The sequence below is a fragment of the Nonomuraea sp. LP-02 genome (assembly GCF_036289125.1).
Taxonomy (GTDB): domain Bacteria; phylum Actinomycetota; class Actinomycetes; order Streptosporangiales; family Streptosporangiaceae; genus Nonomuraea; species Nonomuraea bangladeshensis.
This window is the reverse complement of sequence record NZ_JAXCLK010000001.1, coordinates 6,144,910-6,168,070: the sequence shown is the minus strand read 5'-3', so window position 1 is coordinate 6,168,070 and position 23,161 is coordinate 6,144,910. Positions and strand designations below refer to the sequence as shown.

26 protein-coding genes and 1 tRNA gene are annotated in these 23,161 nt (G+C 70.2%); 12 read left to right on the top strand and 15 right to left on the bottom strand.

Annotated features, from left to right (window positions below; genetic code table 11):
• Positions 1-82: 82 nt before the first annotated feature.
• Together SMD20_RS28985 and SMD20_RS28980 are read right to left on the bottom strand one after the other, a co-directional pair.
• A complete protein-coding gene (locus SMD20_RS28985) occupies positions 83-604 on the bottom strand; it encodes a tetratricopeptide repeat protein (RefSeq protein WP_329587202.1) in 522 nt (173 codons plus the stop codon).
• A 21-nt stretch (positions 605-625) separates the two neighbouring features.
• On the bottom strand, positions 626-1,087 hold the full coding sequence (locus SMD20_RS28980) for an iron chaperone (protein WP_329587199.1): 462 nt from the start codon (positions 1,085-1,087) through the stop codon (positions 626-628).
• A 124-nt stretch (positions 1,088-1,211) separates the two neighbouring features.
• Here SMD20_RS28980 and SMD20_RS28975 point away from each other — a divergent pair, with 124 nt between their 5' ends.
• The gene (locus SMD20_RS28975; RefSeq protein WP_329587196.1) at positions 1,212-1,988 is read left to right on the top strand and encodes an endonuclease/exonuclease/phosphatase family protein; all 777 of its coding nucleotides are present in this window, start codon (positions 1,212-1,214) and stop codon (positions 1,986-1,988) included.
• On the opposite strand, the gene SMD20_RS28970 is transcribed toward SMD20_RS28975, so the two are convergent.
• Genes SMD20_RS28970 through SMD20_RS28955 form a run of 4 tightly spaced genes read right to left on the bottom strand, consistent with a single transcriptional unit; the run spans position 1,975 to position 4,509 of the window.
• On the bottom strand, positions 1,975-2,811 hold the full coding sequence (locus SMD20_RS28970) for a phosphotransferase (protein ID WP_329587193.1): 837 nt from the start codon (positions 2,809-2,811) through the stop codon (positions 1,975-1,977). The genes SMD20_RS28975 and SMD20_RS28970 overlap by 14 nt on opposite strands.
• Positions 2,811-3,350, bottom strand: a complete 540-nt coding sequence (locus SMD20_RS28965) for a GNAT family N-acetyltransferase (protein ID WP_329587190.1) — start codon at positions 3,348-3,350, stop codon at positions 2,811-2,813. Before SMD20_RS28965 ends, SMD20_RS28970 begins: the two co-directional genes overlap by 1 nt.
• A 46-nt stretch (positions 3,351-3,396) precedes the next feature.
• Positions 3,397-3,918, bottom strand: coding sequence for a hypothetical protein (locus tag SMD20_RS28960; RefSeq protein ID WP_329587187.1), 522 nt, complete (start codon positions 3,916-3,918; stop codon positions 3,397-3,399).
• Between the two features lie 30 nt (positions 3,919-3,948).
• Positions 3,949-4,509, bottom strand: coding sequence for a hypothetical protein (locus SMD20_RS28955; RefSeq protein ID WP_329587184.1), 561 nt, complete (start codon positions 4,507-4,509; stop codon positions 3,949-3,951).
• A 43-nt stretch (positions 4,510-4,552) separates the two neighbouring features.
• Between SMD20_RS28955 and SMD20_RS28950 the strand changes: the two genes are divergently transcribed.
• From SMD20_RS28950 to SMD20_RS28935, 4 genes are all read left to right on the top strand, one after another.
• Complete coding sequence (locus SMD20_RS28950; protein WP_329587180.1) at positions 4,553-5,956, top strand: hypothetical protein; 1,404 nt, start codon at positions 4,553-4,555, stop codon at positions 5,954-5,956.
• A gap of 153 nt (positions 5,957-6,109) precedes the next feature.
• Positions 6,110-6,823 (top strand): response regulator transcription factor, encoded by a 714-nt coding sequence (locus SMD20_RS28945; protein WP_329587176.1) that lies wholly within the window; start codon positions 6,110-6,112, stop codon positions 6,821-6,823.
• Positions 6,820-8,268 carry a sensor histidine kinase gene (locus SMD20_RS28940; protein ID WP_329587173.1) on the top strand — a complete coding sequence of 483 codons (1,449 nt, stop codon included), beginning with the start codon at positions 6,820-6,822 and terminating at the stop codon, positions 8,266-8,268. Before SMD20_RS28945 ends, SMD20_RS28940 begins: the two co-directional genes overlap by 4 nt.
• Positions 8,269-8,370: 102 nt before the next feature.
• The gene (locus SMD20_RS28935) at positions 8,371-9,519 is read left to right on the top strand and encodes a serine hydrolase domain-containing protein (RefSeq protein WP_329587170.1); all 1,149 of its coding nucleotides are present in this window, start codon (positions 8,371-8,373) and stop codon (positions 9,517-9,519) included.
• Between the two features lie 113 nt (positions 9,520-9,632).
• Here the strand turns inward: SMD20_RS28935 and SMD20_RS28930 are convergent, their stop codons facing one another.
• From SMD20_RS28930 to SMD20_RS28915, 4 genes are all read right to left on the bottom strand, one after another.
• Entirely contained in the window at positions 9,633-10,838 is a 1,206-nt protein-coding gene (locus SMD20_RS28930) for an MFS transporter (RefSeq protein ID WP_329592704.1), read from the bottom strand.
• A 2-nt stretch (positions 10,839-10,840) separates the two neighbouring features.
• A complete protein-coding gene (blaOXA, locus tag SMD20_RS28925; protein WP_329587167.1) occupies positions 10,841-11,713 on the bottom strand; it encodes a class D beta-lactamase in 873 nt (290 codons plus the stop codon).
• 243 nt (positions 11,714-11,956) lie between these two features.
• Positions 11,957-12,030, bottom strand: a tRNA-Pro gene (locus SMD20_RS28920).
• A gap of 66 nt (positions 12,031-12,096) precedes the next feature.
• Complete coding sequence (locus SMD20_RS28915) at positions 12,097-12,963, bottom strand: metallophosphoesterase (protein ID WP_329592702.1); 867 nt, start codon at positions 12,961-12,963, stop codon at positions 12,097-12,099.
• 89 nt (positions 12,964-13,052) lie between these two features.
• On the opposite strand from SMD20_RS28915, the gene SMD20_RS28910 reads away from it, so the two are divergent.
• Positions 13,053-13,511, top strand: a complete 459-nt coding sequence (locus SMD20_RS28910) for a GatB/YqeY domain-containing protein (protein ID WP_329587164.1) — start codon at positions 13,053-13,055, stop codon at positions 13,509-13,511.
• A 208-nt stretch (positions 13,512-13,719) separates the two neighbouring features.
• Here the strand turns inward: SMD20_RS28910 and SMD20_RS28905 are convergent, their stop codons facing one another.
• A complete protein-coding gene (locus SMD20_RS28905) occupies positions 13,720-15,993 on the bottom strand; it encodes a transglycosylase domain-containing protein (protein ID WP_329587160.1) in 2,274 nt (757 codons plus the stop codon).
• Positions 15,994-16,236: 243 nt separating this feature from the next.
• Here SMD20_RS28905 and SMD20_RS28900 point away from each other — a divergent pair, with 243 nt between their 5' ends.
• A complete protein-coding gene (locus SMD20_RS28900; RefSeq protein ID WP_020542548.1) occupies positions 16,237-16,533 on the top strand; it encodes a WhiB family transcriptional regulator in 297 nt (98 codons plus the stop codon).
• Between the two features lie 95 nt (positions 16,534-16,628).
• On the opposite strand, the gene SMD20_RS28895 is transcribed toward SMD20_RS28900, so the two are convergent.
• Positions 16,629-17,756: an ArsA family ATPase gene (locus SMD20_RS28895; protein ID WP_329587157.1), complete on the bottom strand. Its 1,128-nt coding sequence runs from the start codon at positions 17,754-17,756 to the stop codon at positions 16,629-16,631.
• The gene (locus tag SMD20_RS28890) at positions 17,753-18,754 is read right to left on the bottom strand and encodes an ArsA-related P-loop ATPase (protein ID WP_329587154.1); all 1,002 of its coding nucleotides are present in this window, start codon (positions 18,752-18,754) and stop codon (positions 17,753-17,755) included. Before SMD20_RS28890 ends, SMD20_RS28895 begins: the two co-directional genes overlap by 4 nt.
• A 77-nt stretch (positions 18,755-18,831) precedes the next feature.
• On the opposite strand from SMD20_RS28890, the gene SMD20_RS28885 reads away from it, so the two are divergent.
• Genes SMD20_RS28885 through SMD20_RS28870 form a run of 4 tightly spaced genes read left to right on the top strand, consistent with a single transcriptional unit; the run spans position 18,832 to position 21,096 of the window.
• Entirely contained in the window at positions 18,832-18,987 is a 156-nt protein-coding gene (locus SMD20_RS28885) for a DUF4177 domain-containing protein (protein ID WP_091100512.1), read from the top strand.
• Positions 18,988-19,446: a RidA family protein gene (locus SMD20_RS28880; protein WP_329587146.1), complete on the top strand. Its 459-nt coding sequence runs from the start codon at positions 18,988-18,990 to the stop codon at positions 19,444-19,446.
• 55 nt (positions 19,447-19,501) lie between these two features.
• A complete protein-coding gene (locus SMD20_RS28875; protein WP_329587143.1) occupies positions 19,502-20,305 on the top strand; it encodes an NUDIX hydrolase in 804 nt (267 codons plus the stop codon).
• Positions 20,302-21,096, top strand: a complete 795-nt coding sequence (locus tag SMD20_RS28870; protein WP_329587140.1) for an MBL fold metallo-hydrolase — start codon at positions 20,302-20,304, stop codon at positions 21,094-21,096. Before SMD20_RS28875 ends, SMD20_RS28870 begins: the two co-directional genes overlap by 4 nt.
• On the opposite strand, the gene SMD20_RS28865 is transcribed toward SMD20_RS28870, so the two are convergent.
• Both SMD20_RS28865 and SMD20_RS28860 read right to left on the bottom strand, forming a co-directional pair.
• Entirely contained in the window at positions 21,078-21,758 is a 681-nt protein-coding gene (locus tag SMD20_RS28865) for a Crp/Fnr family transcriptional regulator (RefSeq protein WP_329587137.1), read from the bottom strand. The two genes, SMD20_RS28870 and SMD20_RS28865, sit on opposite strands and share 19 nt — an antisense overlap.
• A gap of 128 nt (positions 21,759-21,886) precedes the next feature.
• Positions 21,887-22,333 (bottom strand): hypothetical protein, encoded by a 447-nt coding sequence (locus SMD20_RS28860; protein ID WP_329587135.1) that lies wholly within the window; start codon positions 22,331-22,333, stop codon positions 21,887-21,889.
• Between the two features lie 88 nt (positions 22,334-22,421).
• On the opposite strand from SMD20_RS28860, the gene nth reads away from it, so the two are divergent.
• On the top strand, positions 22,422-23,144 hold the full coding sequence (nth, locus tag SMD20_RS28855; RefSeq protein ID WP_329587132.1) for an endonuclease III: 723 nt from the start codon (positions 22,422-22,424) through the stop codon (positions 23,142-23,144).
• The last annotated feature ends 17 nt before the right edge of the window (positions 23,145-23,161 follow it).

Genomic DNA, 23,161 nt, shown 5'->3' with positions numbered 1-23,161 from the left:
AGCACCGTAGGCATCCCTCGTGCCCCGCATCAACGCGCCGGTCCGGGAAAGCCCGCTCACCTGCGCCGCCTCGTTGAAACTTTCACCGCCCCATGCGAGGCCCGTGCGTGTCAAGGAGTCGCAGGGCGGCCCGGCTGCGGGCGACCAACTCGGGATCGCCCTCGCTCATCCGTAGCGCCAGCGCCTCCTCCAGGGTGTGCCGCGCCTCCCGCACGCGTCCCAGCTCGGCGAGCGTCTTGCCGAGATGCTGGAGCGCGAAGCCCGTCAGCTCGGGCGCCTCCTGCCGCGCGAGGGCGAGCGCCTCCCGGCACAGGCTCTCGGCGGTCGCCGCGTCGCCCGAGTAGCGATGGGCGTCGGCCAGGTTGATGGACGCGGCGATCCTCCTGCGGACGCTGTCCGCCAGGTCGAGCGCCCGGAAGAGGTGGTGGATCGCCTCGCCGTACTCGCCGAGGACCAGCAGCCCGACGCCGAACGCCCGCAGTGTGGCGTGGTCGGCGGGGGCCTGGGCCCGTACCGACTCGACGACGGCCACCAGCCGCTCACGGTCGCGCGGGACCATCCGCTGCCGCTCGTCATAGGCGACGAGCCGATCGATCTCGCGCAACAGCTCAGCGGACAAAACGGGTCACGCCCCCTCGGACACGGCCTTCTTCATGAGGGCGGCGATCCGCGCCTCCTCGTCGGGGCCCAGATCGGCGAGGGCGTACGCGGACGGCCACATGGTGCCCTCGTCGAGGTTCGCGACGTCGTTGAAGCCGAGCGTCGCGTAGCGCGTCTTGAACTTCGTGGCGGGCTGGAAGAAGCAGAGGATTTTGCCGTTCTTGGCGTACGCCGGCATGCCGTACCAGAGCTTCGGCGCGAGCTCGGGCGCGCTGGCCTTGATGATGGCGTGAAGGCGCTCGGCCATCTCCCGGTCCGGCCCCTCCATCTCGGCGATCTTCGCGAGCACGTCCGGCTCCAGGTCGACCTGCTTGGAACCACGCCGCGCCGTCTTCTTCAGCTCCTGAGCGTGCTCCTTCATCGCGGCACGCTCCTCCTCCGAGAAGCCCTCGAAGGTGGTGGCTTTGGTGTTCTTCGCGGCGCTCATGCCGGTTCCTCCCGTGGTGCTGCTTGCTGGGCGTTTCCCATGCTAGGGAGGCGCCTGGGCGTCGCGCTTCTTGAAAACTGACCTGAAGCGCACCCGCGCGGCACATGTGCTGAAATTTGCCTCGATGATCGGACACATCCTCATCGCCACCCTGCTGTCGGCGCCGACCACCCCCGCGCCGACACTGCACGTGATGACCTGGAACGTCTGCGCCGGCACGAACGCCGCCTGCCCGCTCCATCGCCGCTCCACCGCCGACCTGGCCTGGCACGTCGCCGTACTGGCCACCGACACGGACGCGATCTTCCTCCAGGAGTTCTGCACGGGCGCGGACGCCGACCTGGAACGCGAGCTGGAAGCCCGCACCGGCCGGGCGTGGAGCGTCAAGTCGGCCCCGCTCACCCACCCGGACGGCTCCCCGTACCAATGCCACCCCGACCGAACCGGCAGGCTACGCGGAACACAGAGCGTCACCCTGGCCGTGGCCGGCCACGGCATCCGCTTCGAGGTGCACCCGCTCACCTCGCCCCCGTGGGGCCCCCGCCGCTACGCGCTCTGCACGGCCGACCGCGCCTTCTGCACCACACACCTCTCCTCCGGCATGGCGAACGACGACCGCCAGAAGGGCGCCCCCTACCGGCACGCCCAGCTCCGCGAGCTGCTGAAGCTCAGCACGGGGGTCGTCGGCGGCGACCTCAACCTGGTGCCACGCGCCGCCGCCATCGCCTACAAGGGCCGCGACGAATGCGACCCCCGCAACCGCTGGACGTACGCCACCCGCAAACGCAAGATCGACTACCTGTTCGCCGACGACGGCCGCGTACGCCGCTGCTTCCTCGACTACGCCCGCAGCACGTGGTCCGACCACGTCCCCCTGCACGCCTGGATCAGCCGGCGGTGAACCCCAGCGCCCGGATCTGGTCGAGCCACTCCGCGCCCAGCCGCCGCCCGTCCGGGAGCTGATCGCCCAGCTCCCACCGCCAGGCCGCGATGATCGCGAGCACAAGGGTCCGGCACTCACGCAGCAAGTCCGGACTCACCCCCGAATAGTGCTCGCCGACTTCCTCGGGCGCATGAGCGAGGTCGAACTCGACCGGTCCACGGCAACACGTCTCCAGATCGATGAACAGCAACCCGTTCGCGGTGCTGAGCACGTTGCCCGGGTGCGGCTCGCCGTGCAGCAGCTGCTCGGCGCCGCCGCGCTCGCCGATCACTCGTCCCAGGCTCCGCAACGTGTCCCCGAGCAGCTCCCGATCCGCGTCGGCCAGTTCCGGCGTGAGGTCACGGCTCGCCACGAGCCGTTGAGCCTGCTCGACCCGATTCATGAAGTGCGGCGCAGGGAAGTCGAGCTCGCGCATGCCCGCGTGCAGCCGTTCGAGCGCCTTGGCGAAATCGGCCGGCGAGATCTCCCGAGACGACGCAGGTGCGTAGTAGGTCCACAGCGTGACCACGAACCCGTCACGCTCATGGACGCGCGGCTCCACCCGAGGGTCGAGAGCAGCCACAGGACAACTGGACTCGACCAGCCTCTGGGCAAGCTCGACCTCGAACTGCGCGACCTGCTGCGCCACGGGCGCCACCCGGGCCACGACGTCACACGGCAGCAGCCGCAGGGTGAGCTTGTTCGAATCATGAAGAACGATCGCGTCGTCGGCCGTCAGCCCGAGCGACGAGGCGATCGACCTGGCCGCCGCCACCGCACGGGAAACCTCTGAAGCCCGCATCAGATCCTCGCACCACGGGTGACGCGGTACAGCACGTTCGGACGCAGTGGCCCTTCCGGCTCGGTGGGATCGACGAAGTCGTCAGCCGGGTCCCGGGTCATGCCGATCCGGCGCATCACTGCCTGGGAACGATGGTTGGTGGCCGTCGTGACAGCGAGGATCTCAGGAAGCTCAAGAGCATCGAAGCCGTGGGCCAGGACAGCCAGCGCAGCCTCGGTGGCGTAACCCTGGCCCCAGGCCGAGCGGGCGAGCCGCCACCCGATCTCCACCCCTGTGAACGGCAGGTGGTCGTCCACTTCGTCCAAGCCCGCGAAGCCGATGAACTCGCCCGTGGCCTCGACCTCGACCGCCCACCACCCGTAGCCTCGCCGGTCGAACTCGGCCTGAAATCGCGACACGGAGGCATCGCTCTGTTCGCGGGTGAGCAGGTCGCCCAAGTGCTCGCGGACCTCGGGATCGGCATTCATCGCCGCCCACGGTTCGAGGTCGGAGTCACGCCATCGGCGCAGGACGAGGCGATCGGTACGCAGTTGAGCCATGCTGCCCCAGCCAACCTGAGCTCTGGCGCAGAGGCAATCGCTTTTCCTACGGGGTGGCGCGGAGATACGGCCGGTCGGCCGAGCGATAGAGCACGGCGATCAGGACGACGAGGGCGGCGAACCACCCGACGAGCAGGACGGGCGACAGCTCGCCGTAGCCGTACCTGGCCAGCAGGCCGGCCCCGCCCAGGCCGGCCACCGCCCAGCGCAGCACGTCCAGCAGGGCGACCTGGGAGCTGTCGCCGCTTGAGCGCATCCGGATCACGAGCGCGTCCACGATCAGCCAGACCGTGATGAGGCCACCGACCGTGACGGCGATGCCGATCACCGGCTTGATCGGCTCATCCGTGCGTACGCCCTCCGCGAAGACGGCCACCAGCGAGACGGGGACCATGCAGAGCGCCCACGCCCGGGCCACGGCGAAGGCGTGGCCCAGTCGCTGCAACGACAGCAGCCCGGCGGCGCACAGACCCCAGCCGACGGGATCGAACAGCAGGTCGAGGCCGTTGAGCCGGAGTGCGCAGAAGGCGATGACCAGCCCGGTGGCGATATTCGTGACGGGAAGCACGCGCAGTGCCCTTCTCTCGTGGGGCGGCCGTCAGAGGTCACCGCTCACTGCCTTGTTGCACACCAGGCCGGCCAGGCCGCGTTGCCAGGCCACGGGAACCTGGCCCTCGCTGCCGGTCAGCTGCCAGGGGGCCAGAGTCACCTCCGACGAACCCGACCCCAGCCAGGTCCGGTAGGTGAATCGGATCGGCTGCGGCTCGCGCGGCACCGCCGCACAGTCGGCGATGACGATCCGCCGGATCACCGTCCCGGACCCGCTGCCCTCGACAGTGATCTCGGCGGGATCCTCCTCCGTGTCCTCGGAAGGGAGCAGCCGCAGGCCCGGTATGGACATCGAGATATCCGTGATGGTGAATGGGGTGATCGTCTGGTTCTCAAGCTCGAACCAGGCCCTGGTCGACAGCACGCCATTGCCGTCCACGTCGGCATGGAGAAAGAAATCATTGATTCCCCAGCGGATGTGCGGCGTTATCGACCCCGACCACGCCAAGCCCACCGCGACGCACATCAGCGCGACACAACTGGACACCGCGAACGGCAATTGCCTACGCGGAGCAATGCCGAATCGCTGCCATAAGTCCGCTGAGATCACGAGACGGAACCATATATCGTGGCGCCTTGTGACGATACCCCCGATGATTTCCTGGGTGGCCGCGGTGATCACCGCGCTCGCGGCGGCCGTGCCCCTCAGCCCGGGGGGCCTCGGCAGGTTCGCCGCCCTGACGGGCCTTGAGATCACCGGGACCAACGCCCGCCAGGTCATCGGCCATTTCGCCGGCCTGCGCCGGTGGCGGCTGGCGACCGTCGTCCTCGCGGCTCCCGTGGCGGGTCTGACCGCGGATCCGTTCTATCTCGTCCTGGGCTGGTGCGCGGTTCCGGTATTCCGCGCCGTACGGTCGTCGGCCACCGAAGCCGTCTATCGCCGCGCCTGGGTGCTCGCCGTATGCGCTTCCGCCATAACAGGCTGCTATCTCCTGACAACGCAGGGAATCACGCCGACCCGATTGGCGCATGCCGCCATCGTGGTCGTGGTGGTGGCGGCGATATCGTACGCCGGCCGAAAAGCCGCCCCCGAAATACCGGACGAAACCGAATCGGCCATTCGCCGATGGTCCGTTCGCACCCGCTATTTAGCGGGAAGTGCGACAGTGCTCGCCGGCGTTCTCATCGCGCCCTGGCAGCCGCCGCTACCGACTGAACAGCCGCAGTACACGATGCCCAGGCAGTTCCCGGAGCAGCAGGTTTCCTTCCAGAAGATCGGCGAGGTCGAAGGACCCGCCTGCCCATGGCTCGACGAGATGGACGCCCCGTGCCGCTACTGGCTGGTGGACGGCGAGCCGTTCCCGCAGGCCGCGCCGTACGTCGTCATGAAGGGCGGGGCGCCGACGGCGGCGCCGTTCCTGGTGAGCCCCGATCGGCGATCCGTCGTCTACCTGGACCGGACCTCGCGCCGCCTGGTCCACCAGCACGCGGGGACCCGGCATGACCTCAGCGGGCCGCTCGCCGACCCGGACGTGCCCGAGGTGAGCGTCAGCGAGCGCGGCAGGTACGTCGCCCTCGCCAAGAACGGCACCCGCGTCATCGACACCAGGTCGAGGCGCGAGATCGTGCTTCCCGGCGCGCTGAAGGTGCTCGAGGTCAACTCGGCGGGGGTGGTGGTCACGACGGCTTCCCGCCTGGTGGCCCATGACCATCGCGGCAAGGAGCTGCTGAGCATCGCCATCCCCCGCGGGCTCCTGGAGTCCCGCAGCGCCTTCCTCAAGCCGGACGGCAGCCGGCTCGTGGTCATCAGCGATGACGGAAGCCTCGTCGAGACCTACGACCTCACCACCCGCGAGCGGATCCACCGCGTGCGCCCCCGGCTCCCCGACGGTGACCCGATCGGATCGGGCACCGGCTGGTCCGCCAAGGGCCCGTTCCAGATCTATCGGGACGCCGACGAGGAGGAGCGCAGGGACTTCTTCCTCGACCTGGCGACCGGCAGGACCAGATACGTCAAGAACGGCCTGCCGGACGGCTACCGCCCCGCGGACCAGTAGGCCGAACGCAACAGCGACCCCCGCCGCATACCGGTGTACGGAGTTACGATCGAGCTCGGTGGGGGCTACGGGGCGGCGGCCTCACCGGCGCCGGCTCGGCCGTGGGCCGGAGTCTCCGGGGGCAGCGTATGACGGCCGTACACGGTCGGATCGATGACGCACGGGGAGACGTCGATGGGGGAGTATCGCATTCTCGCGGTTGACGACGATCCCGCGATCCTGCGCTCGCTGCGGCGGGGGCTTCGCCTGGAAGGCTTCGAGGTCCGGACGGCCGGGTCCGGGTCGACGGCGCTGGAGATCGCGGAGAGCGAGTCGCCGGACGCGATCGTGCTGGATGTGTCGATGCCCGGGATGTCCGGCATCGAGGTGTGCGCGCGGCTACGGCAGCGGCGGGCGGAGGTGCCCGTGCTCATGCTCTCCGCGCTGGACGAGGTCGCCGACCGCGTGGCCGGCCTGGCGGCGGGCGCCGACGACTACGTGGTCAAGCCCTATGACCTCAGGGAACTGGTGCTGCGATTACGCGCCCTGCTGCGGCGTACGGGCCGCGTGGCGACCGGTGACGAGACGGTACGGGTGGGGCCGTTGTCCGTCGATCCCGCCACCCGGCGCGTGACCATGAACGGGCGGCGGGTCGAGCTGACCCGGCGCGAGTTCGAGCTGCTGGAGGTGCTCGCGCTCAACGCCGGAATCGTCCTGACCCGGCAGGTGCTGCTGGAGCGGGTGTGGGGCTACGACTTCGAGGTGACCGACAACGCCGTGGACACCTTCGTCGGGTATCTGCGGCGCAAGCTGGAGGCGGAGGGCGAACCGCGGATGGTGCACACCGTACGCGGGGTCGGCTTCGTGCTGCGGGACGACCCCGCGTGAGGCTGTCCACCCGGTTCGTGGTGTGCCTGGCGGCGATCGTGCCGCTGCTGGTGCTGCTCGCGGGGGTGCTGGTGCTGGGCCTGGTGAGCGCCGATCTGCGTGCCGAACGCGACCGGAGACTGGAGGCGCGGCTCAGCACTCTGACCCCGATGGCCAAGACGTACGCCTGGACCTATCGGCTCAGAGCGGGGACGCGCCCGGACTTTCTCGCCCAGCGACTGACCGGTGCCGCGCTCGGCGCCGACACTCCGGGTGGAGTGGTGGTGGACGTGTCCGGCACCGAGGCGCTCGTCATCGGGGACACGCCGCGCGGCCGGCCCGCCCTCACCGTGGACGGCCCCAGCGGCTACACGGAGGGGGAGCGCCGGTGGCGGTACGTCGCCGCCGATCTCGGCCCTGCCGGGAGCCTTGCCCGGGTCTGGGTGTTCGAGCCGGAACAGCTCCTTGAGCGGCAGATCGCGCTGCTCCGCCGCCGTGTGGGCGGCGTGACGCTGATCGCGGCGCTGGCCGGGGTCGGAGCCGGGCTCGTGCTCGGGCGGTTCGCGGTGCATCCCCTGGTGGTGCTGCGGCGGCAGGCCCGCGAGCTCGGCCGGTCGGCGCCAGGAACGGTACGGCTGGGCACCGCCTCCCGGGTCACCGAGATCGACGAACTGGCCGCCCTGCTCAACGAGTCGCTGGCCCGGCGCGACGAGGCCGTCAGCCGTACCGGAGAGGCGCTGGAGATCGCCCGTGCCTTCGCCGCGACCGTGGCGCACGAGCTGCGCACCCCGCTGACCAGCATGGGCACCAACCTCGACCTGCTGCGTCACCCTGGCCTGGAGCCGGACGACCAGGCCGGGATCATCGCCGACCTGGAGGGGGAGCACCTGCGCCTGCAACGGCTGATCACTCTGCTGCGCGGGCTCGCCCGTGGCGAGCTCGTGGACACCACGACGTTCACCGACATCGATCTGGCCGACGTCGTCGCGGACGCCGTCGGCGACGCGCGCCGGCGCCATCCACGAGCGACGATCATCCTGGCGGAGCCGGGCCCGGCACGGGTGCGGGGCTGGGAGGAAGGGCTGCGCGTGATCGTGGACAACCTGCTCGACAACGCGGCCATTCACGGGGCGGACGAGGCAGGGCACGTCGAGATCACGCTGACGCTGACGACCGAGGGAACCGTCGTGGCGCTGTCCGTACGGGATCGCGGGAGGGGGATCGCGGTCGCCGAACGGGAGAAGGTCTTCGACCGGTTCCACCGTCGGGCGGGCGGCCCGGGCTCCGGACTCGGGCTCACGCTGGTACGGCAGCAGGCGAGGCTGCACGGGGGCGAGGTCGAGGTGTCGGATCCCGAGGACGGACCTGGCGCCCGCTTCGTGGTACGCCTGCCGGCGGCGGGAGGCGAGCAAGAGCCTGGGGGGAGGGCGCATCTCGGTGCCTGGCTGGCGGTGTCCCGGGGCTGACGGAGCCGCCCGGCTCCGTTCCCAGAAATATGCCAAGAAGACTCGGCACCCTTTCGTGGCGACACGCGGGCATGCGGCCCGCGACCGTTCACAGGAGGGAACGTGTCCCACCCCAGCACCGCTCGCCGCCGACCGAGACACAGGAGACTGGCGGTCGCCGCCCTGGCGGTGGCCACCGCCATGATCCCCGTGAGCGCCCTTGAACCGGCCTCAGCCGCCCAGGTCAGCGCGGAGACGGCGTCCGCGCTGATCGGCACCGACCAGGTACGCCCGTCCGCCAACCCGGTCGTGTTGCGCAGCGCGCCGAGAAAGCTCGCGGTGACCTACACCCACAAGGGAGAGGAACGTACGCTCGACGACTTCCTCACGGCCACCAAGACCAACGGCTTCGTCGTCCTGGACGGCCAGGACATCGTCCTCGAACGCTACGTCGGCGCCGACCGAGACATGCGCTTCCAGTCCTGGTCGATGGCGAAGTCCTTCACCTCGGCGGCGATCGGCATCGCCCTGAGCGAGGGGCACATCCGCTCGATCGACGACCCGGTGACCCGGTATCTGCCCGAGTTGAAGGGCTCCGGCTTCAACGGCGTGAGCATCAGGAACCTGCTGCGCATGTCCTCGGGCATCGAGTGGGAGGAGACCAAGGGAGCGCCGCAGCTGCAGGCCCTCGCGCAGCGCGGGCGGCCGCTGAAGAACTTCGCGGCGCGGCAGAAGCGCGGCTGGAAGCCGGGCAGCCGGTTCGAGTACACCAGCGTCAACTCCTTCGTGCTCGCCCGGCTCATCGGGCAGACGACGGGCATGCCGTACCACCGGTACGTGCAGGAGAAGATCTGGAAGCCGGCGGGGATGGAGTCGTCCGTCCTGATCGGCAACGACTCCTCCGGCGACAACCTCGGCTACTGCTGCTTCCACGCCACCGACCGCGACTTCGCCCGCTTCGGCCTGCTCTACCTGCGGGGTGGCAAGGCGCACGGCAAGCAGGTCGTTCCCGCTTCCTGGGTGCGACGCTCGACCCAGCCGTCCGCCTCCTTCAACGAACGGTACGGCCTGCACTGGTGGCTGGGCGGCGGCGGCGAGAAGGACTACATGGCGGCCGGGTTCGGCGGCCAGCACATCTACGTCTCGCCGAAGCATGACGTGGTCATCGTCAAGTCGGTCATCTCAACACCCGGCGGCCAGATCGACCTGGACGAGGCATTCACCGCCTTCCGCGCCGTGGCCGCAGAGGTGGCGCGCACCCGTACCGACTGACCGAAGGACCGGCGCGCTCACGTAAACGATCTCCTCGACCGCCGCCTTCTCCGCCGGGCCCGCTCCACGGAGAAGGCGGCGTGCACCCGCCTGGTTCGCCGACCCACCGCTCCCTAGGGGCGTCCCTGTTCGACCCCGCCCGCCGCCCGCGCCGCGTCCCGGGCATCGATCGCCTGTCCGGGGTGCGGGCGGGCGCAGGCCGCCGCGGCGCAGGCGGTCAACGCGAGGACGACCAGCGCCGTCGTCGCCCCGCCCGGCCCCCGGTCGAACGACCAGCCCACGGCGATGCCGCCGGCGAACGCGAACAGACCCGAGAGGAACGTCTGCACGCCCAGGTATGCCCCGAAACGCGTCGGCGGAGCGAGCCGGGCGATCGTCTGGAACACCGCCGGTTGCAGCAGCCCGTCGGCGAGCCCGTGCAGCGCGGCCACCAACACCAGGCCCGTCAGCCCGCCGCCCGCGCCGACGGCGAGCAGCAGATGGCCGACGGCGGCGAACAGCAGCCCCGCGCGCAGCACGCCGGGCCGGTCGGCGCGTCCCGGCACCGCGCACCACGGCTGGACCATGGCCGACACCATGGCGAGCACGCAGACGAACACGGTCACCGCTCCCGCGTCCACGCCGCTGAGCGGTACCACCACCGACGCCTGGTCCGTCACCAGCATCGCGGGCGTCGACACGACCGCGAACCCCAGGAAGGCCCGGTCCCGCAGCACCGTCCGCACCCCGGAGACGACCCCGCTCACGACCCGGACGGGCGGGCCCTGCCGCAGCAGTGCGAACAGGAAGGCCGCACCGATCCACAGCGCGGCCGCGGTGAGCGCCACCAGCCAGTAGCCGACGTTCAACAGTGCCAGCCCGAGCGCCGGGCCGAGCACCGCCGCGATTTGCAACGTCACCGTGTACGCCGCGTATCCGCGCGCCCTTCGCCGTTCGGCGAGCCCGGCCAGGAGCGACTGCGCCGCCGGATGGAACAGCGCCCCGCCCGTGCCCAGCAACACCGCCGCGACGACCAGCCAGGGCAGCGAGGACACGGTGCCCAGCAGCGCGAACCCGGCCGCGCGCAGCAGGCACGCCAGTATGCCTATCCGCACCGGGCCGAGCACGTCCACCAGCGCGCCGACCGGCAGGGACAGCGTGTGCTGCACCAGATTGCGCAGCGCCAGCACCAGGCCGATCAGCCCGGCGGCCAGCCCCAGGTCGACTTTGAGGTGGAGGACGACATGCGCCATCGCCGCGAAGTAGCCCAGGGAGATGGCGGCCTGAATGGCGACGACCACGACGACCGTGCGACGGTCGCCGTGGTCGGAGAGGGGCATGGTCACGCCGTGGGCAGGACGTTCAGCCGGTGCAGCAGCTCACGCGCGAGGGTGGCGCGCTTGGCGGCGTCGCCGTCCTTAGCGATGTCCATGTTCAGCGCGAACGTGTACACGCGTCCGCCGCGTTCGACCCACCCGGTCCACCAGCCCGTGCCGGGGCCGGGGGCGTTCTGCCAGCCTGACTTGGCGTACAGCGCGTACCCGTCCTTCTCCTCCTGCTTGATCAGGTCGTGGACGGTGCGCTGGTGCTCACGCGAGGCGGGCAGGCGCAGGGCGGCCAGCCGTTCCATGAACCTGGTCTGTTCCACCGCCGAGATCTTCAGCGGGCCGTCCAGCCAGAACCGGTCCACCACCGTCCCGGTCTGCCGGTTGCCGTAGTTCAGCCGGTGCAGCCACTGCCGTTCGCGCTGGAGGCCGATGCGGCGGGCGATCACCTGGAACGCCGCCGCGTTGGATATGCGAACGGCCTCGCGCATGCTCATGTCCTTCTCCCATTCGGGGAACGGCTGCGGCGTGCCGTCCCAGGGGATCACCTCGTCGGGGCTCTTGACCACGCCGGTCTCCAGAGCGACCAGCGCGTGCGGCACCTTGAAACTGGAGGCGGGCACCATCGGCTTCTCGGCGCGCCGGCGGTCCACCACGGTCACCTTCCTGGACGACACGTCCAGCAACGCGAACGTGCCTCGCACCTGCGCCGTGTCGAACACCGCACGCAGGTCATCGCGTACGACGGTACCCGGCCTGACCTCATGGGCCGTCGCGACCATGGCGCCGTGGGCGGTGGCACCGTACGCGGGGATTCCGCAGAGAGTGAGCGAGACGAGCACGGCGGCGCCGAGCCCGGAGCGTAGGACCTGCGGGATCGTCTTCTTCATGCGCAGAGACCATCACGGGACATCGTGACTGTCCAATATTGATATTGATGGAAGACCAATATTCAAATGCATATCATTGCAGTTCAGAGCACTTATTTCAGGGGCCGAAGGCGCACCAGGCGTGGCACCGGCTCAAGCCGATGATCACCAAGGCTGCCCACGCGATGAACACCGTCTTCGGCGACAAACGGAAAAGGGCCCGATCCGCTTAGCGAATCAGACCCTCTGCCTGGCCGAACTGTGTCGGGGTGGCGGGATTTGAACCCACGACCTCTTCGTCCCGAACGAAGCGCGCTGCCAAGCTGCGCTACACCCCGGTGCACGCGCCGATCGGTGCGTACCTGGAAAAGTCTAGCGGACTCCCAAGGTGGTTGTGACCGCCTTTAGGCGCGGCGCGGTACGAGGGTGAGGAGGGACGCCTCCGGGAAGCAGGCGAAGCGGGCCGGGGCGTACGGCGAGGTGCCGAGGCCGGCCGAGACGTGCAGCCAGGAGCCGTCGTGGCGGCTCAGGCCCTTCACCCTGGCCCGGTCGATGCCGCAGTTGGTGACCAGGGCGCCGTAGAAGGGGACGCAGAGCTGGCCGCCGTGCGTGTGGCCGGCCAGCAGGAGCTGGTAGCCGTCGGCGGCGAAGAGGCTCATGTTGCGCGGCTCGGGGGAGTGCATGACGCCGAGGCGGAGGTCGGCGTCGGCCGGGGCCGGGCCGGCGACCAGGTCGTAGCGGTCGCGGGAGATGTGGGAGTCGTGGATGCCGGCCACGGCCACGTCGAGGTCGCCGACCTTGATGCGGGCCGTGGTGTTGTTCATGTCGAGCCAGCCCTCGGCGGCCATGCCGGCGCCCAGCTCCTCCCAGGGGAGGCTGGGGACGTGCTGGCGGCGCTCGTTCTTGGAGGTGCGCCAGAGGTAGCGGGCCGGGTTCTTCGGCTTGGGGGCGTAGAGGTCGTTGGAGCCGTAGACGAACAGGCCGGGACGGGAGAGCAGCGGCTCCAGGGCGTGCAGGAGCGAGGGGACGGCGTCCGGGTGGGCGATGGAGTCGCCGGTGTTGACGACCAGGTCGGGCTTGAGCTCGCCGAGCGAGCGGACCCACGTGATGAGCATTGAGCGGCGTGGCGTCAGATGCAGGTCGGACAGGTGGAGGATGCGCACCGGGCGCTGGCCGCGCTCCAGGACGGGTACGTCGAAGCGGCGCAACCGGAACCAGTTGCGCTCGACCACGGACGCGTAACCCAGCCCGGCCAGGCCGAGACCGAACATGGACAGGGGCACTGCGACGGCTTTCCTCACCCACTCATGATGCCCGACATCGGGCACGAGGTGTCCGCGCAGACGGCAAGATGGACCGCATGAGCGCATTGAAGGACAAGCTGAAGGCCGACCTCACGGCCTCGATGAAGAGCCGCGACGAGGTACGTCTCCGTACGATCCGGATGGCTTTGGCGGCGGTCAACGTCGAGGAGGTCTCCGGCAAGGAGGCCAGGGAGCTTTCCGACGACGAGGTCATCAAGGTCCTCACGAAGGAGGCCAAGAAGCGCAAGGAGGCGGCCGAGGCGTTCGGCAACGCCGGGCGCGCCGAGCAGGCGCAGGCGGAGCTGGACGAGCAGGCGGTGCTGGAGGAGTACCTCCCGGCGCAGCTCTCCGACGAGGAGCTGGTCGTGCTCGTGGACGCGGCGATCGCGGAGACGGGCGCGTCCGGGCCGCAGTCCATGGGGCAGGTCATGAAGGCCGTGAATCCGAAGGTCGCGGGCAGGGCCGAGGGCGGGCGGGTGGCCGCCACGGTACGCGCCCGCCTCGCCGCCCAATAGCCCAACAGCCCAACAGCCTGACAGCTCAAGAGCCCGACAGCTCAAGAGCCCGACAGCCCCACGGCTCCAAGGGCCCCAGGAGGCCCCGGCGGTGGCCGGGAGCGGCTTTGGGGTCGAGGAGAGGCGTTGCGGCGTTTCTGGGCGGTTCTACGGCGGCCACAGGGCCTCCTGGCGATGACAGGAGGCCCAGGCTCAAGAACCCCAGAGATCAGTTGCCGCCGAAGCCCGGCTCGATGATCGGCCCGGCGTCGCCGCCCCGGTTGCGCCCGTTGTCGTCGCGGCCACGCCCGTCGCCCCACCCACGGTCGTCGTTGCCCGGCGGGTTGAAGATGTCGAACGGGTTGTCGCGGTCGCCCGGCTTCCTGTCGTCCTTCTTCTTCTTGGGCTTGGGCGCGCAGTGGTCGGTGCACCCGCCGAAGCGCGAGCGGTCCACCGGCGTGAAGTCGACCGGTTCGACCCCCTTCAGCGCCCCGAGCATGGCGTCCTTCCAGATGCGCCCGGAGATCGACGCGCCGTACACGTACGAGTAGTAGCGCCCGCCGATGGTGATGCCGATCAGCTTGTGGCTCGCGGCGCCGCGCGGGTCGCCGAGGGAGACGGCGGAGGCCAGGTTGGGGGTGTAGCCGGCGAACCACGCGGACATGTAGTTGTCCGTCGTGCCGGTCTTGCCGGCCGCGTCCCGCCCGATGCCGCCGACCTCGGTCATCGTGCCCTTGGTGAACACCCCGGACAGGATGCCGCTGACCGCGTCGGCGACCTTCTCCTCCAGCACCTGGGAGCACTTCGGTTTGTACTGCTTGGCCTTGCCGTTGCGGTCGGTGATCTCGGTGATCGCGAGCGGCTTGCAGTACTGGCCGCGCGAGGCGAACACCGCGTACGAGCTGGCGATCGTCACCGGGTCGACCTCGTTGACGCCCAGCGTGAACGTCTCCACCTCCGACAGCTTGTTGCCGTCGGCCCGCTTGACGCCGAGCTTCTTGGCCATCTTGACCGTGTCGCAGAGCCCGACCTTCTGCTCCAGCCGCAGGAAGAACGTGTTGACCGAGCCCCAGGTGCCGGTCTCCAGGGTCTTGAAGCCGCCGCCGCCCTCGCTGGAGTTCGTGACGGTGTGGGAGGGGTCGCCGACGTTCTCGCCCTTGCAGTTCTTGAACGTGCTGTAGGCGTCGGCCTTGTAGCCGGCGGGGGCGGGGAAGCCGTCGCCGTACTTCAGCCCCTCCTCCAGGGCCGCGGCCAGCGTGTAGACCTTGGCCGTCGAGCCCTGCTGGAACCCGCGGCCGCCGCCGTGCGCGCCGTCGGCCACGATGTTGTAGCTCATCTCGTTCTTCTTCTTGCTCCCGCCGAACTTGCGCGAGGCGGCCATCGCCTTGATCTCGCCGGTGCCGGGAACGACCATGGCCTGCGAGGCCACGGGCTTGTCCTTGGTGGACACGTACTTCTTGATCGCCTTCTCGGAGGCGGCCTGCATCTTGGGGTCGATCGTGGTCTTGATGGTCAGGCCGCCCCGCTGCAGCAGCTTCCTGCGCTCGTCGGGGTTCTTGCCGAACTCCTCGTTGTTGAGGATCTCGTACTGGACGTAGAGGCAGAAGTACGGGTATTTGCTCTCCTCGCAGCCGCCCGGGAACTCGACGTCCTTATAGCCGAGCTTCTTCTCCTTGGCCGCGGCGGCGTCCTGCGCCGAGATCTTGCCGATCTCGACCATCCGGTCGAGCACGGTGTTGCGCCGCTGCAGCAGCCGCTCGCGGGACTCGGGGCCGACGTTGGGGTCGGTGCGCGCCGGGTTCTGGACGGCGCCGGCCAGCGTGGCGGCCTCGGCGAGGTTGAGCTTGGAGGCGGGCTTGTCGAAGAAGCGCCTGGCGGCGGCCTGGATGCCGTGGGCTCCGGCGCCGAAGTAGGCGATGTTGAGGTATTTCTCCAGGATCTGGTTCTTGGAGTATTTCTTCTCGATCGCCATCGCGTAGCGCAGCTCGGACAGCTTGCGGGAGACCGTGGGGGCGATGGCCGCCGCCTGCTCCTCCGGCGTCTCGGCCGCGTTGACCAGCACCTGCTTGACGTACTGCTGGGTGATCGAGGAGCCACCCTGCGTCACGCCGCCGTTGGTGAGATTCTTCACCAGCGCTCTGGCGGTTCCCTCCACGTCGATCGGCCCGTGCTGGTAGAAACGGAAGTCCTCGATCGCGATCAGCGCCTCACGCATGATCGGCGCCACCTGGTCGAGGGTCACCGACTGGCGGTTCTCGTAGTAGAAGAGCGCGATCTGCTTGCCGTTGGCGTCCAGGATCTTCGTGCGTTCGGGAAGAGGCGGCTCGTCCAGCTCTTCCGGCTTGAGGTTGAGCCCCTCAAGCGCGCTCTTGGTCGACATCCCGGCTCCGCCGACCGCGGGCAGGGCCACGGCGGCCGCGAGCACCCCGGCCGCGGTCGCGGCGATGATCAGTCGCACCAGGGTCAGGACGGGATTGGGCCGATCTTTGCGCTGCGCTTGCACGGTACCAAGGGTACGTCCAAAGGCTGACCGAATCGGTAGCCGCGCCACATTTCACCTTGACTGGGCCAGGTGACTAGTCATTCCCGGTCAACAGGGCCGCGAGAATTTGGTCCTCTGGGGTCTGTCGGCCCGAACGTCTCGTTGCGTACGTTCTCCCTGCGGCAACTGAATAACGGAGGCTCGGCGCCCGCGCCCGTCGGCCCCAAATGACGACTGACCACCTAAGGGGAGTGGGGTCGAAAAATGTGGATCACGGATTGGACCTCCCGTGCCGCCTGTAAAGGTGCGGATCCGGATGCCCTGTTCGTGCAGGGCGCCGCGCAGAACAGGGCGAAGCTCATCTGCCGGGGTTGCCCGGTCCGTACCGAGTGCCTCGCCGATGCGCTGGACAACCGCATCGAGTTCGGGGTGTGGGGCGGTATGACCGAACGCGAACGACGTGCGCTGCTACGGCGGCGTCCAGACGTCGACTCGTGGCGAGAGCTGCTCGAGTCGGCGAAAGAAGAGTACGAGCGAACCAACGAGCTGATCGCGGGCTGATCCGGCCCGGCGAGCCGAGAGCGTTGACGTACGGCCGGCGCCGTCCGCCGGCCGTACTCCCATGAGAGTCCCGGGAGATTCCCCGGGAAGAGCGGCTACGCGCTCGCCAGCAGTTCCCCGATCTGCCGCAGACCGGTCAGATCGTGGACGTCCTCCGACATGGCGCGAACCTTCGCCATCGGCACCGTGGGATGTGCCGTGACGAAGTGCTCCCGTTCGCGGTTCTCGCGAGCGGCGAGCTGCATCCGACCGGCGTGCAGCCGCAGCACGGCGGCGGTCAGCTCGTGCTCGCCCTTGGACTCCAGGTCCTCGGCCGCGGCGGCGCTCCGCGCCGCTGAGAGCGCGGCGGCGGGGGACGTGTGCACCCGGTTGACCACCAGGCCGGCCAGGGGCATACGTTCCTCGGCCAGCCTCTCGACGAAGTAAGAAGCCTCACGCATGGCGTCGCGCTCCGGCGCGGCGACCACGAGGAAGGCCGTCCCCGGCGCCTGAAGCAGCTGGTACGTCATCTCGGCCCGCTGCCTGAACCCGCCGAAGACGGCGTCCAGCGCGGAGACGAACGTCTGCAGGTCCTTGATGACCTGAGCGCCGAGCAGCTTGGTCAGTGCCCCGGCCATCAGCCCGAACCCGGCGTTGAGCAGCTTGAACGCGCTGCGGCCCCCGGCCTTGGCCGGCGCCGTCAGCAGCCGGATGAACCGGCCGTCCAAGAACCTCCCGAGCCGCTCGGGCGCGTCCAGGAAATCCAGGGCCGAGCGCGACGGCGGCGTGTCGACCACGATGAGGTCCCACTCGTCGGAGCGGCGGAGCTGGCCCAGCTTCTCCATCGCCATGTACTCCTGGGTGCCGGCGAAGCTGGAGGACAGCGACTGGTAGAAGGGGTTCGACAGGATCTGCCTGGCCCGCTCGGGGTCGGCGTGCGCCTCGATGATCTCGTCGAACGTGCGCTTCATGTCGAGCATCATCGCGAACAGCTGCCCGCCGTCGTCCGACTCGTGGATGAGGCGCGGGGTGTTGTCGAGCTCGCTGAGCCCCATCGACTGCGCCAGGCGCCGCGCGGGGTCGACGGTCAGCACGACCGCGCACCGGCCGCGTTCGGCGGCGCGCAGCCCGAGGGCCGCGGCGGTCGTGGTCTTGCCCACGCCGCCCGCGCCGCAGCAGACGATGATCCGGGTGCCGGGGTCGTCGAGGATGGCGTCGATGTCGAGCCGGGCGGGCTTCTTCACGCTGCTCCCTGGGTGCGGATGGTCTCGGCCAGCTCGTACAGGCCGGCCAGGTCGACGCCGTCGGCCAGGAGCGGCAGCTCGAAGCTCGGCAGCCCGGCCTCGGCCAGCGACTCGCGCTCGGCGCGCTCCAGCTCGGTGCGGTGCGCGTGCTCGACGACCTCCTCGGCCAGGGCCTCGGCGAGCGCCGTTGCCTCCGCGCCGTCGGCCACGCCGGCCGCCTTCAGCCCGAGCACGAGCTCGGCGGCGTCGAAGCGGCCCGTGGCGGCCTGGTCGAGCGTGGACTGCGGGAGCTGGGACTCGCGCACCATGTTGACGAAGATCCCGCCGGGCGGCAGGCCCGCGGAGCGCAGCTCGGCGACGCCGTCCAGGGTCTCCTGGACCGGCATCTCCTCCAGCAGGGTCACGAAGTGCACGGCGGTCTCCGGGCTCTTCACGACGCTGCTGACCAGCTCGGAGTGGTTCTTGATCGGCCCCACCCTGGCGAGCCCGGCGACCTCCTGCGTGACGTTGAGGAAGCGGGTGATGCGGCCGGTGGGCGGCGCGTCCAGCACGACCGCGTCGTAGACCCGGCGGCCGTTGCGGTTGCGCCTGCGTACGGCCTCCGTGGTCTTGCCGGTGACCAGCACGTCGCGGAAGCCGGGGGCGATGGTGGTGGCGAAGTCGACGATGCCCATCTTGCTCAGGGCGCGGCCGGCCCGCCGCATGCCGTAGAACATCTCCAGGTATTCGAGCATGGCGTCTTCGGGGTCGATCGCCAGCGCGTACACGTCCCCGCCGGAGGGCGCGACCGCGATGCGGCGCTCCTCGTAGGGCAACGGCGGCAGGTCGAAGATCTGCGCGATGCCCTGCCTGGCCTCCACCTCGACGAGCAGCACCTTCTTGCCGCCCGAGGCCAGGGCGAGCGCGAGGGCGGCGGCGACGGTCGTCTTGCCCGTGCCGCCCTTGCCGGTGACGACGTGCAGCCGCACGTCCGCCCATTCCGTGTGCGGAGAATCCACGCTTCGAGGCTACCGAACGGTCACTTGCCGAACGCCGGTGACCACCCTTTGAGATTGCTCACACTACTCTGACCCTCATGAAGAAATGGGAGTACCTCACAGCCCCCGTGCTCATCCACAACACCAAGATGATCCTGGACAACTTCGGCTCCGACGGCTGGGAGCTGGTCCAGATCGTGCAGGGCGCCACGCCGGAGCAGCTCGTCGCCTACTTCAAGAGGGAGAAGCAGTAGATGACGCCGGAGGAGAAGCTGACGGAGCTGGGGCTGACGCTGCCCGAAGTGGTCAAGCCGGTGGCGGCGTACGTGCCCGCGGTGCGTACGGGCAACCTCGTCTACACCTCCGGCCAGGTGCCGATCGTCGACGGCAAGCCGGCGGGCACCGGCAAGCTGGGCGCCGAGGTCAGCCTGGAGCAGGGCTACGAGATGGCCCGCATCTGCGCGCTCAACGCCCTCGCCGCGCTGAAGGCCGAGGTGGGCGACCTTTCGAAGATCGTACGGATCGTCAAGGTCGTCGTGTTCGTGGCGAGCGAGCCGTCGTTCACCGACCAGCCCAAGGTCGGCAACGGCGCCAGCGACCTGCTGGGCGAGGTGCTGGGCGAGGCGGGCAAGCACGCGCGCAGCGCCGTGGGCGTGGCCGCGCTCCCGCTGAACGTGCCGGTCGAGGTGGAGCTGATCGCCGAGGTCGGCTGAGCGGAGATATGTCACCATGACCGAGTGATGTTCTAGAGGAGGTCATGTGACCGGAATGCCGCTTCCAGCCGAGCTCGCCACGCGGGCCAGGGACCTCATCGCCGGGAGGATCGAGCCGGTGACCCCGCGGGACGCCGCCACGGTGGTGATCCTGCGGGACGGCCCCGGCGGGCCGCAGACCTACCTGCTCAGGCGCAAGGCCACCATGGCCTTCGCGGCCGGCGCGTACGTCTTCCCCGGCGGGTCGGTGGACGCCCGCGACACCGACCAGGCCGTGGCGTGGGCCGGCCCGCCGCCCGCCGAGTGGGGCGCGGCCTTCCGCGCGAGCGAGCAGCTCGCCAGGGGCCTGGTGTGCGCGGCCGTGCGCGAGACGTTCGAGGAGTCGGGGGTGCTGCTGGCCGGCCCCGACGCCGGCTCGGTGGTGGCCGACACCACCGGCGACGACTGGGAGGCCGACCGGCTGGCGCTGATCGACCACAGCCTCGCCTTCGCCGACTTCCTGGCGCGGAGGGGGCTGGTGCTCCGCTCCGACCTGCTCAAGCCGTGGGCCCACTGGATCACGCCGGAGATCGAGCAGCGCCGCTTCGACACCCGCTTCTTCGTGGCCGTGCTGCCCGAGGGCCAGCGCACCCGCGACGTGGGCGGTGAGGCCGACCAGGTGGTCTGGACGCGGCCCGCGCAGGCCGTCGAGCGGGCGCGCCAGGGGGAGATCTTCCTCATGCCGCCGACCCACCGCACGCTGAGCGAGCTGTCGGCGTACGGGAGCGTGGCCGAGGTCCTGGCCGCTCCCCGCGACATCGTGACCATACTGCCGAGGGCCGTGGAGGTCGAGGGCGAGATGCGGCTGGTGAACACGTGAGCGGCCTGCACATCCCGCTGGGCGGCGGCCCCGACGGCACCCGTACCGAGCACGCCGTCAACGTCCTCGCCCCCAACCCCGGGATCATGACGCTCGACGGCACCAACACGTGGCTCATCGGCGACGGCGAGGAGACGATCGTCGTCGACCCCGGCCCGGACGACGCCGACCACCTGGAACGCGTGCGCGCCCACCTCGACGGCCGCCGCGTCACCGAGATCCTGCTGACCCACGGCCACTTCGACCACAGCGGGGGCGCCCGCTCCTTCGCCGCGCTGGTGAACGCCCCCGTCCGCGCCCTCGACCCGCGGCACCGGCTCGGCGGCGAGGGGCTGGCCGACGGCGACGTGGTCACGGTCGGCGGCCTGGAGGTGCACGTCCACGGCACGCCCGGCCACTCGTTCGACTCGCTGTGCTTCTGGCTGCCGCAGGACCGCGCGATGCTGACCGGCGACACCGTGCTCGGCCGCGGCACCACGATCATCGCCCGCGACGGCGGCCTCGCCGACTACCTGCGCAGCCTCGACCGGCTGAGGGAGGCGGCCGAGCGCCTGGAGGCGAGGGTGCTGCTGCCGGGGCACGGGCCGGTGCTGACCGACCCCATCGCGGCGCTCGACGGCTATCTGGCGCACCGGCGCGAGCGGCTGGACCAGATCAGGGCGGCGCAGGCGCAGGGGGCGCGCACCCCGCGCGAGATCGTCCGCGTCGTCTACGCCGACGTGGACCGTTCGCTCTGGCCCGCCGCCGAGATGTCGGTGCGGGCCCAGCTCGACTATCTGGAGCGGTTGTAGAGCCGGTCGGTGTCGAGGATCACCACGGCCTTGGCCTCGATGCGCAGCCAGCCGCGCTGGGCGAAGTCGGCCAGCGCCTTGTTGACCGTCTCGCGGGAGGCGCCGACGAGCTGGGCCAGCTCCTCCTGGGTGAGGTCGTGGTGGACCCGCAGGCCGTCGTCGGTCTTGGTGCCGAACCGCTCGGCGAGGTCGAGCAGCTGCTTGGCCACCCGGCCGGGCACGTCGGTGAAGACCAGGTCGGCCAGCACGTCGTTGGTGCGGCGCAGACGCTGCGCGAGCGCGCGCAGCAGGTGCAGAGCCACCTCGGGACGGCCGGTGAGCCAGGGACGCAGGTCGTCGTGACCGAGGCCCGCCAGCCGCACCTCGGTCAGCGCCGTCGCCGTGGCCGTGCGCGGCCGCGGGTCGAACAGCGACAGCTCGCCGAACATCTCGCTCGGCCCCAGCACACTCAGCAGGTTCTCCCGGCCGTCCGGGGACGTGCGGGAGAGCTTGATCTTGCCTTCGAGCACGACGTAGAGGCGGTCGCCCGTCTCGTTCTCGTGGAAGAGCGTCTGCCCCTTGGAGAGCTGGACCTCGGTGATGCTCGTCCGCAGCGCCGCGGCGCTCTCGCGGTCGAGCGCGGCGAACAGGGGGGCCTTGCCCAGCACATCGTCGGTGTTCACTCTGCCTCCTCTGCTGCCATTGTGACTCACCCCACTCAAGGCGGCACACACAGGTTATGGGAATGCCGGAGTGTTCTGGCTCGTCCGGGTACGTCGAGTCCAGGGGGAAAGTTACCGGAAGCTCCGGTTCAGCAGGCCAGCAGGTCGTCCACGGAGGCCATCGCGCTCGCCACCGACCGGCCGAGGAGAACGCGCAGGACATCGGCGGCGCGCGGGCGGGCCACCCAGTCGGGACGGCGGCACTGGGCGACCGCGAGGCGCAGCGCCGGCGGGAGGACGTGAGGGTCCCCGTCGCGGACCCCGGTCGCCGCGAAGACCATCAGGTCGGCCCAGGCCCGTACGTCGTCGGCCACCGCGCCCTCGTACGCCGCCGCCGACGGCGTCCAGCCGATGAACACCTGACCGTGCGCGCCGAGCGCCACGCTGTCCTCGCTCAGCCGCAGCCCCGCGACGCCGCGCGCGTGCAGCCGCGCCATCGTCGCGGCGCAGGCCAGCGCCAGCCGGTCCAGCGCCGGCCCGCGCAGCGGCCCCGAACTCCGGACGAACTCCGCCACCGTCGCGCCCTGACCGCCCATGGCCGTCCACCCCTCCCGCGTCGCCAGGTTGTACGACGTCCCAGCGTCCGGGGTTCAAGCACCGGCGGAACCTTCTACCCTTGCGGTCATGGCGACGAAAGCGGCGGGGCGCAAGCCGGAGACCCAGCTCGCACTCGTACGGCGGGCGCGCAAGATGAACCGCATCCTGGCGGAGACCTATCCGGACGCCCACTGCGAGCTCGACTTCCGCAACCCTCTGGAGCTGCTGGTCGCCACCATCCTGTCCGCGCAGTGCACGGACAAGCGGGTCAACATGGTGACTCCCGTCCTCTTCGCGAAATATCCGACGGTCGAGGACTACGCCGCCGCCGACCGGTCGGAGATGGAGGACATCATCCGCTCCACCGGCTTCTTCCGGGCCAAGACCAACAGCATCATCGGCATGGCCCAGGCCGTGTGCGAGCGCTACGGCGGCGAGGTGCCCGGCCGGCTGAAGGACCTGGTGACCCTGCCCGGCGTCGGCCGCAAGACCGCCAACGTGGTGCTCGGCAACGCCTTCGACGTCCCCGGGCTCACCGTCGACACCCACTTCCAGCGCCTGGTGCGGCGGTTCGGCTGGACCGAGGAGACCGACCCCGTCAAGATCGAGCACGTGGTGGGCGAGCTGCTGCCGCGCCGCGACTGGACGATCTTCTCGCACCGGGTCATCTGGCACGGCCGGCGCATCTGCCACGCCCGCCGCCCGGCCTGCGGTGTCTGCCCGCTCGCCGCGCTCTGCCCGTCGTTCGGCACCGGCCCGACGTCCGAGGCCGAGGCGCGCAAGCTCGTCAGGTCCGGCCCCTTCTCCTGACGGCAGGGGGGAAGCAG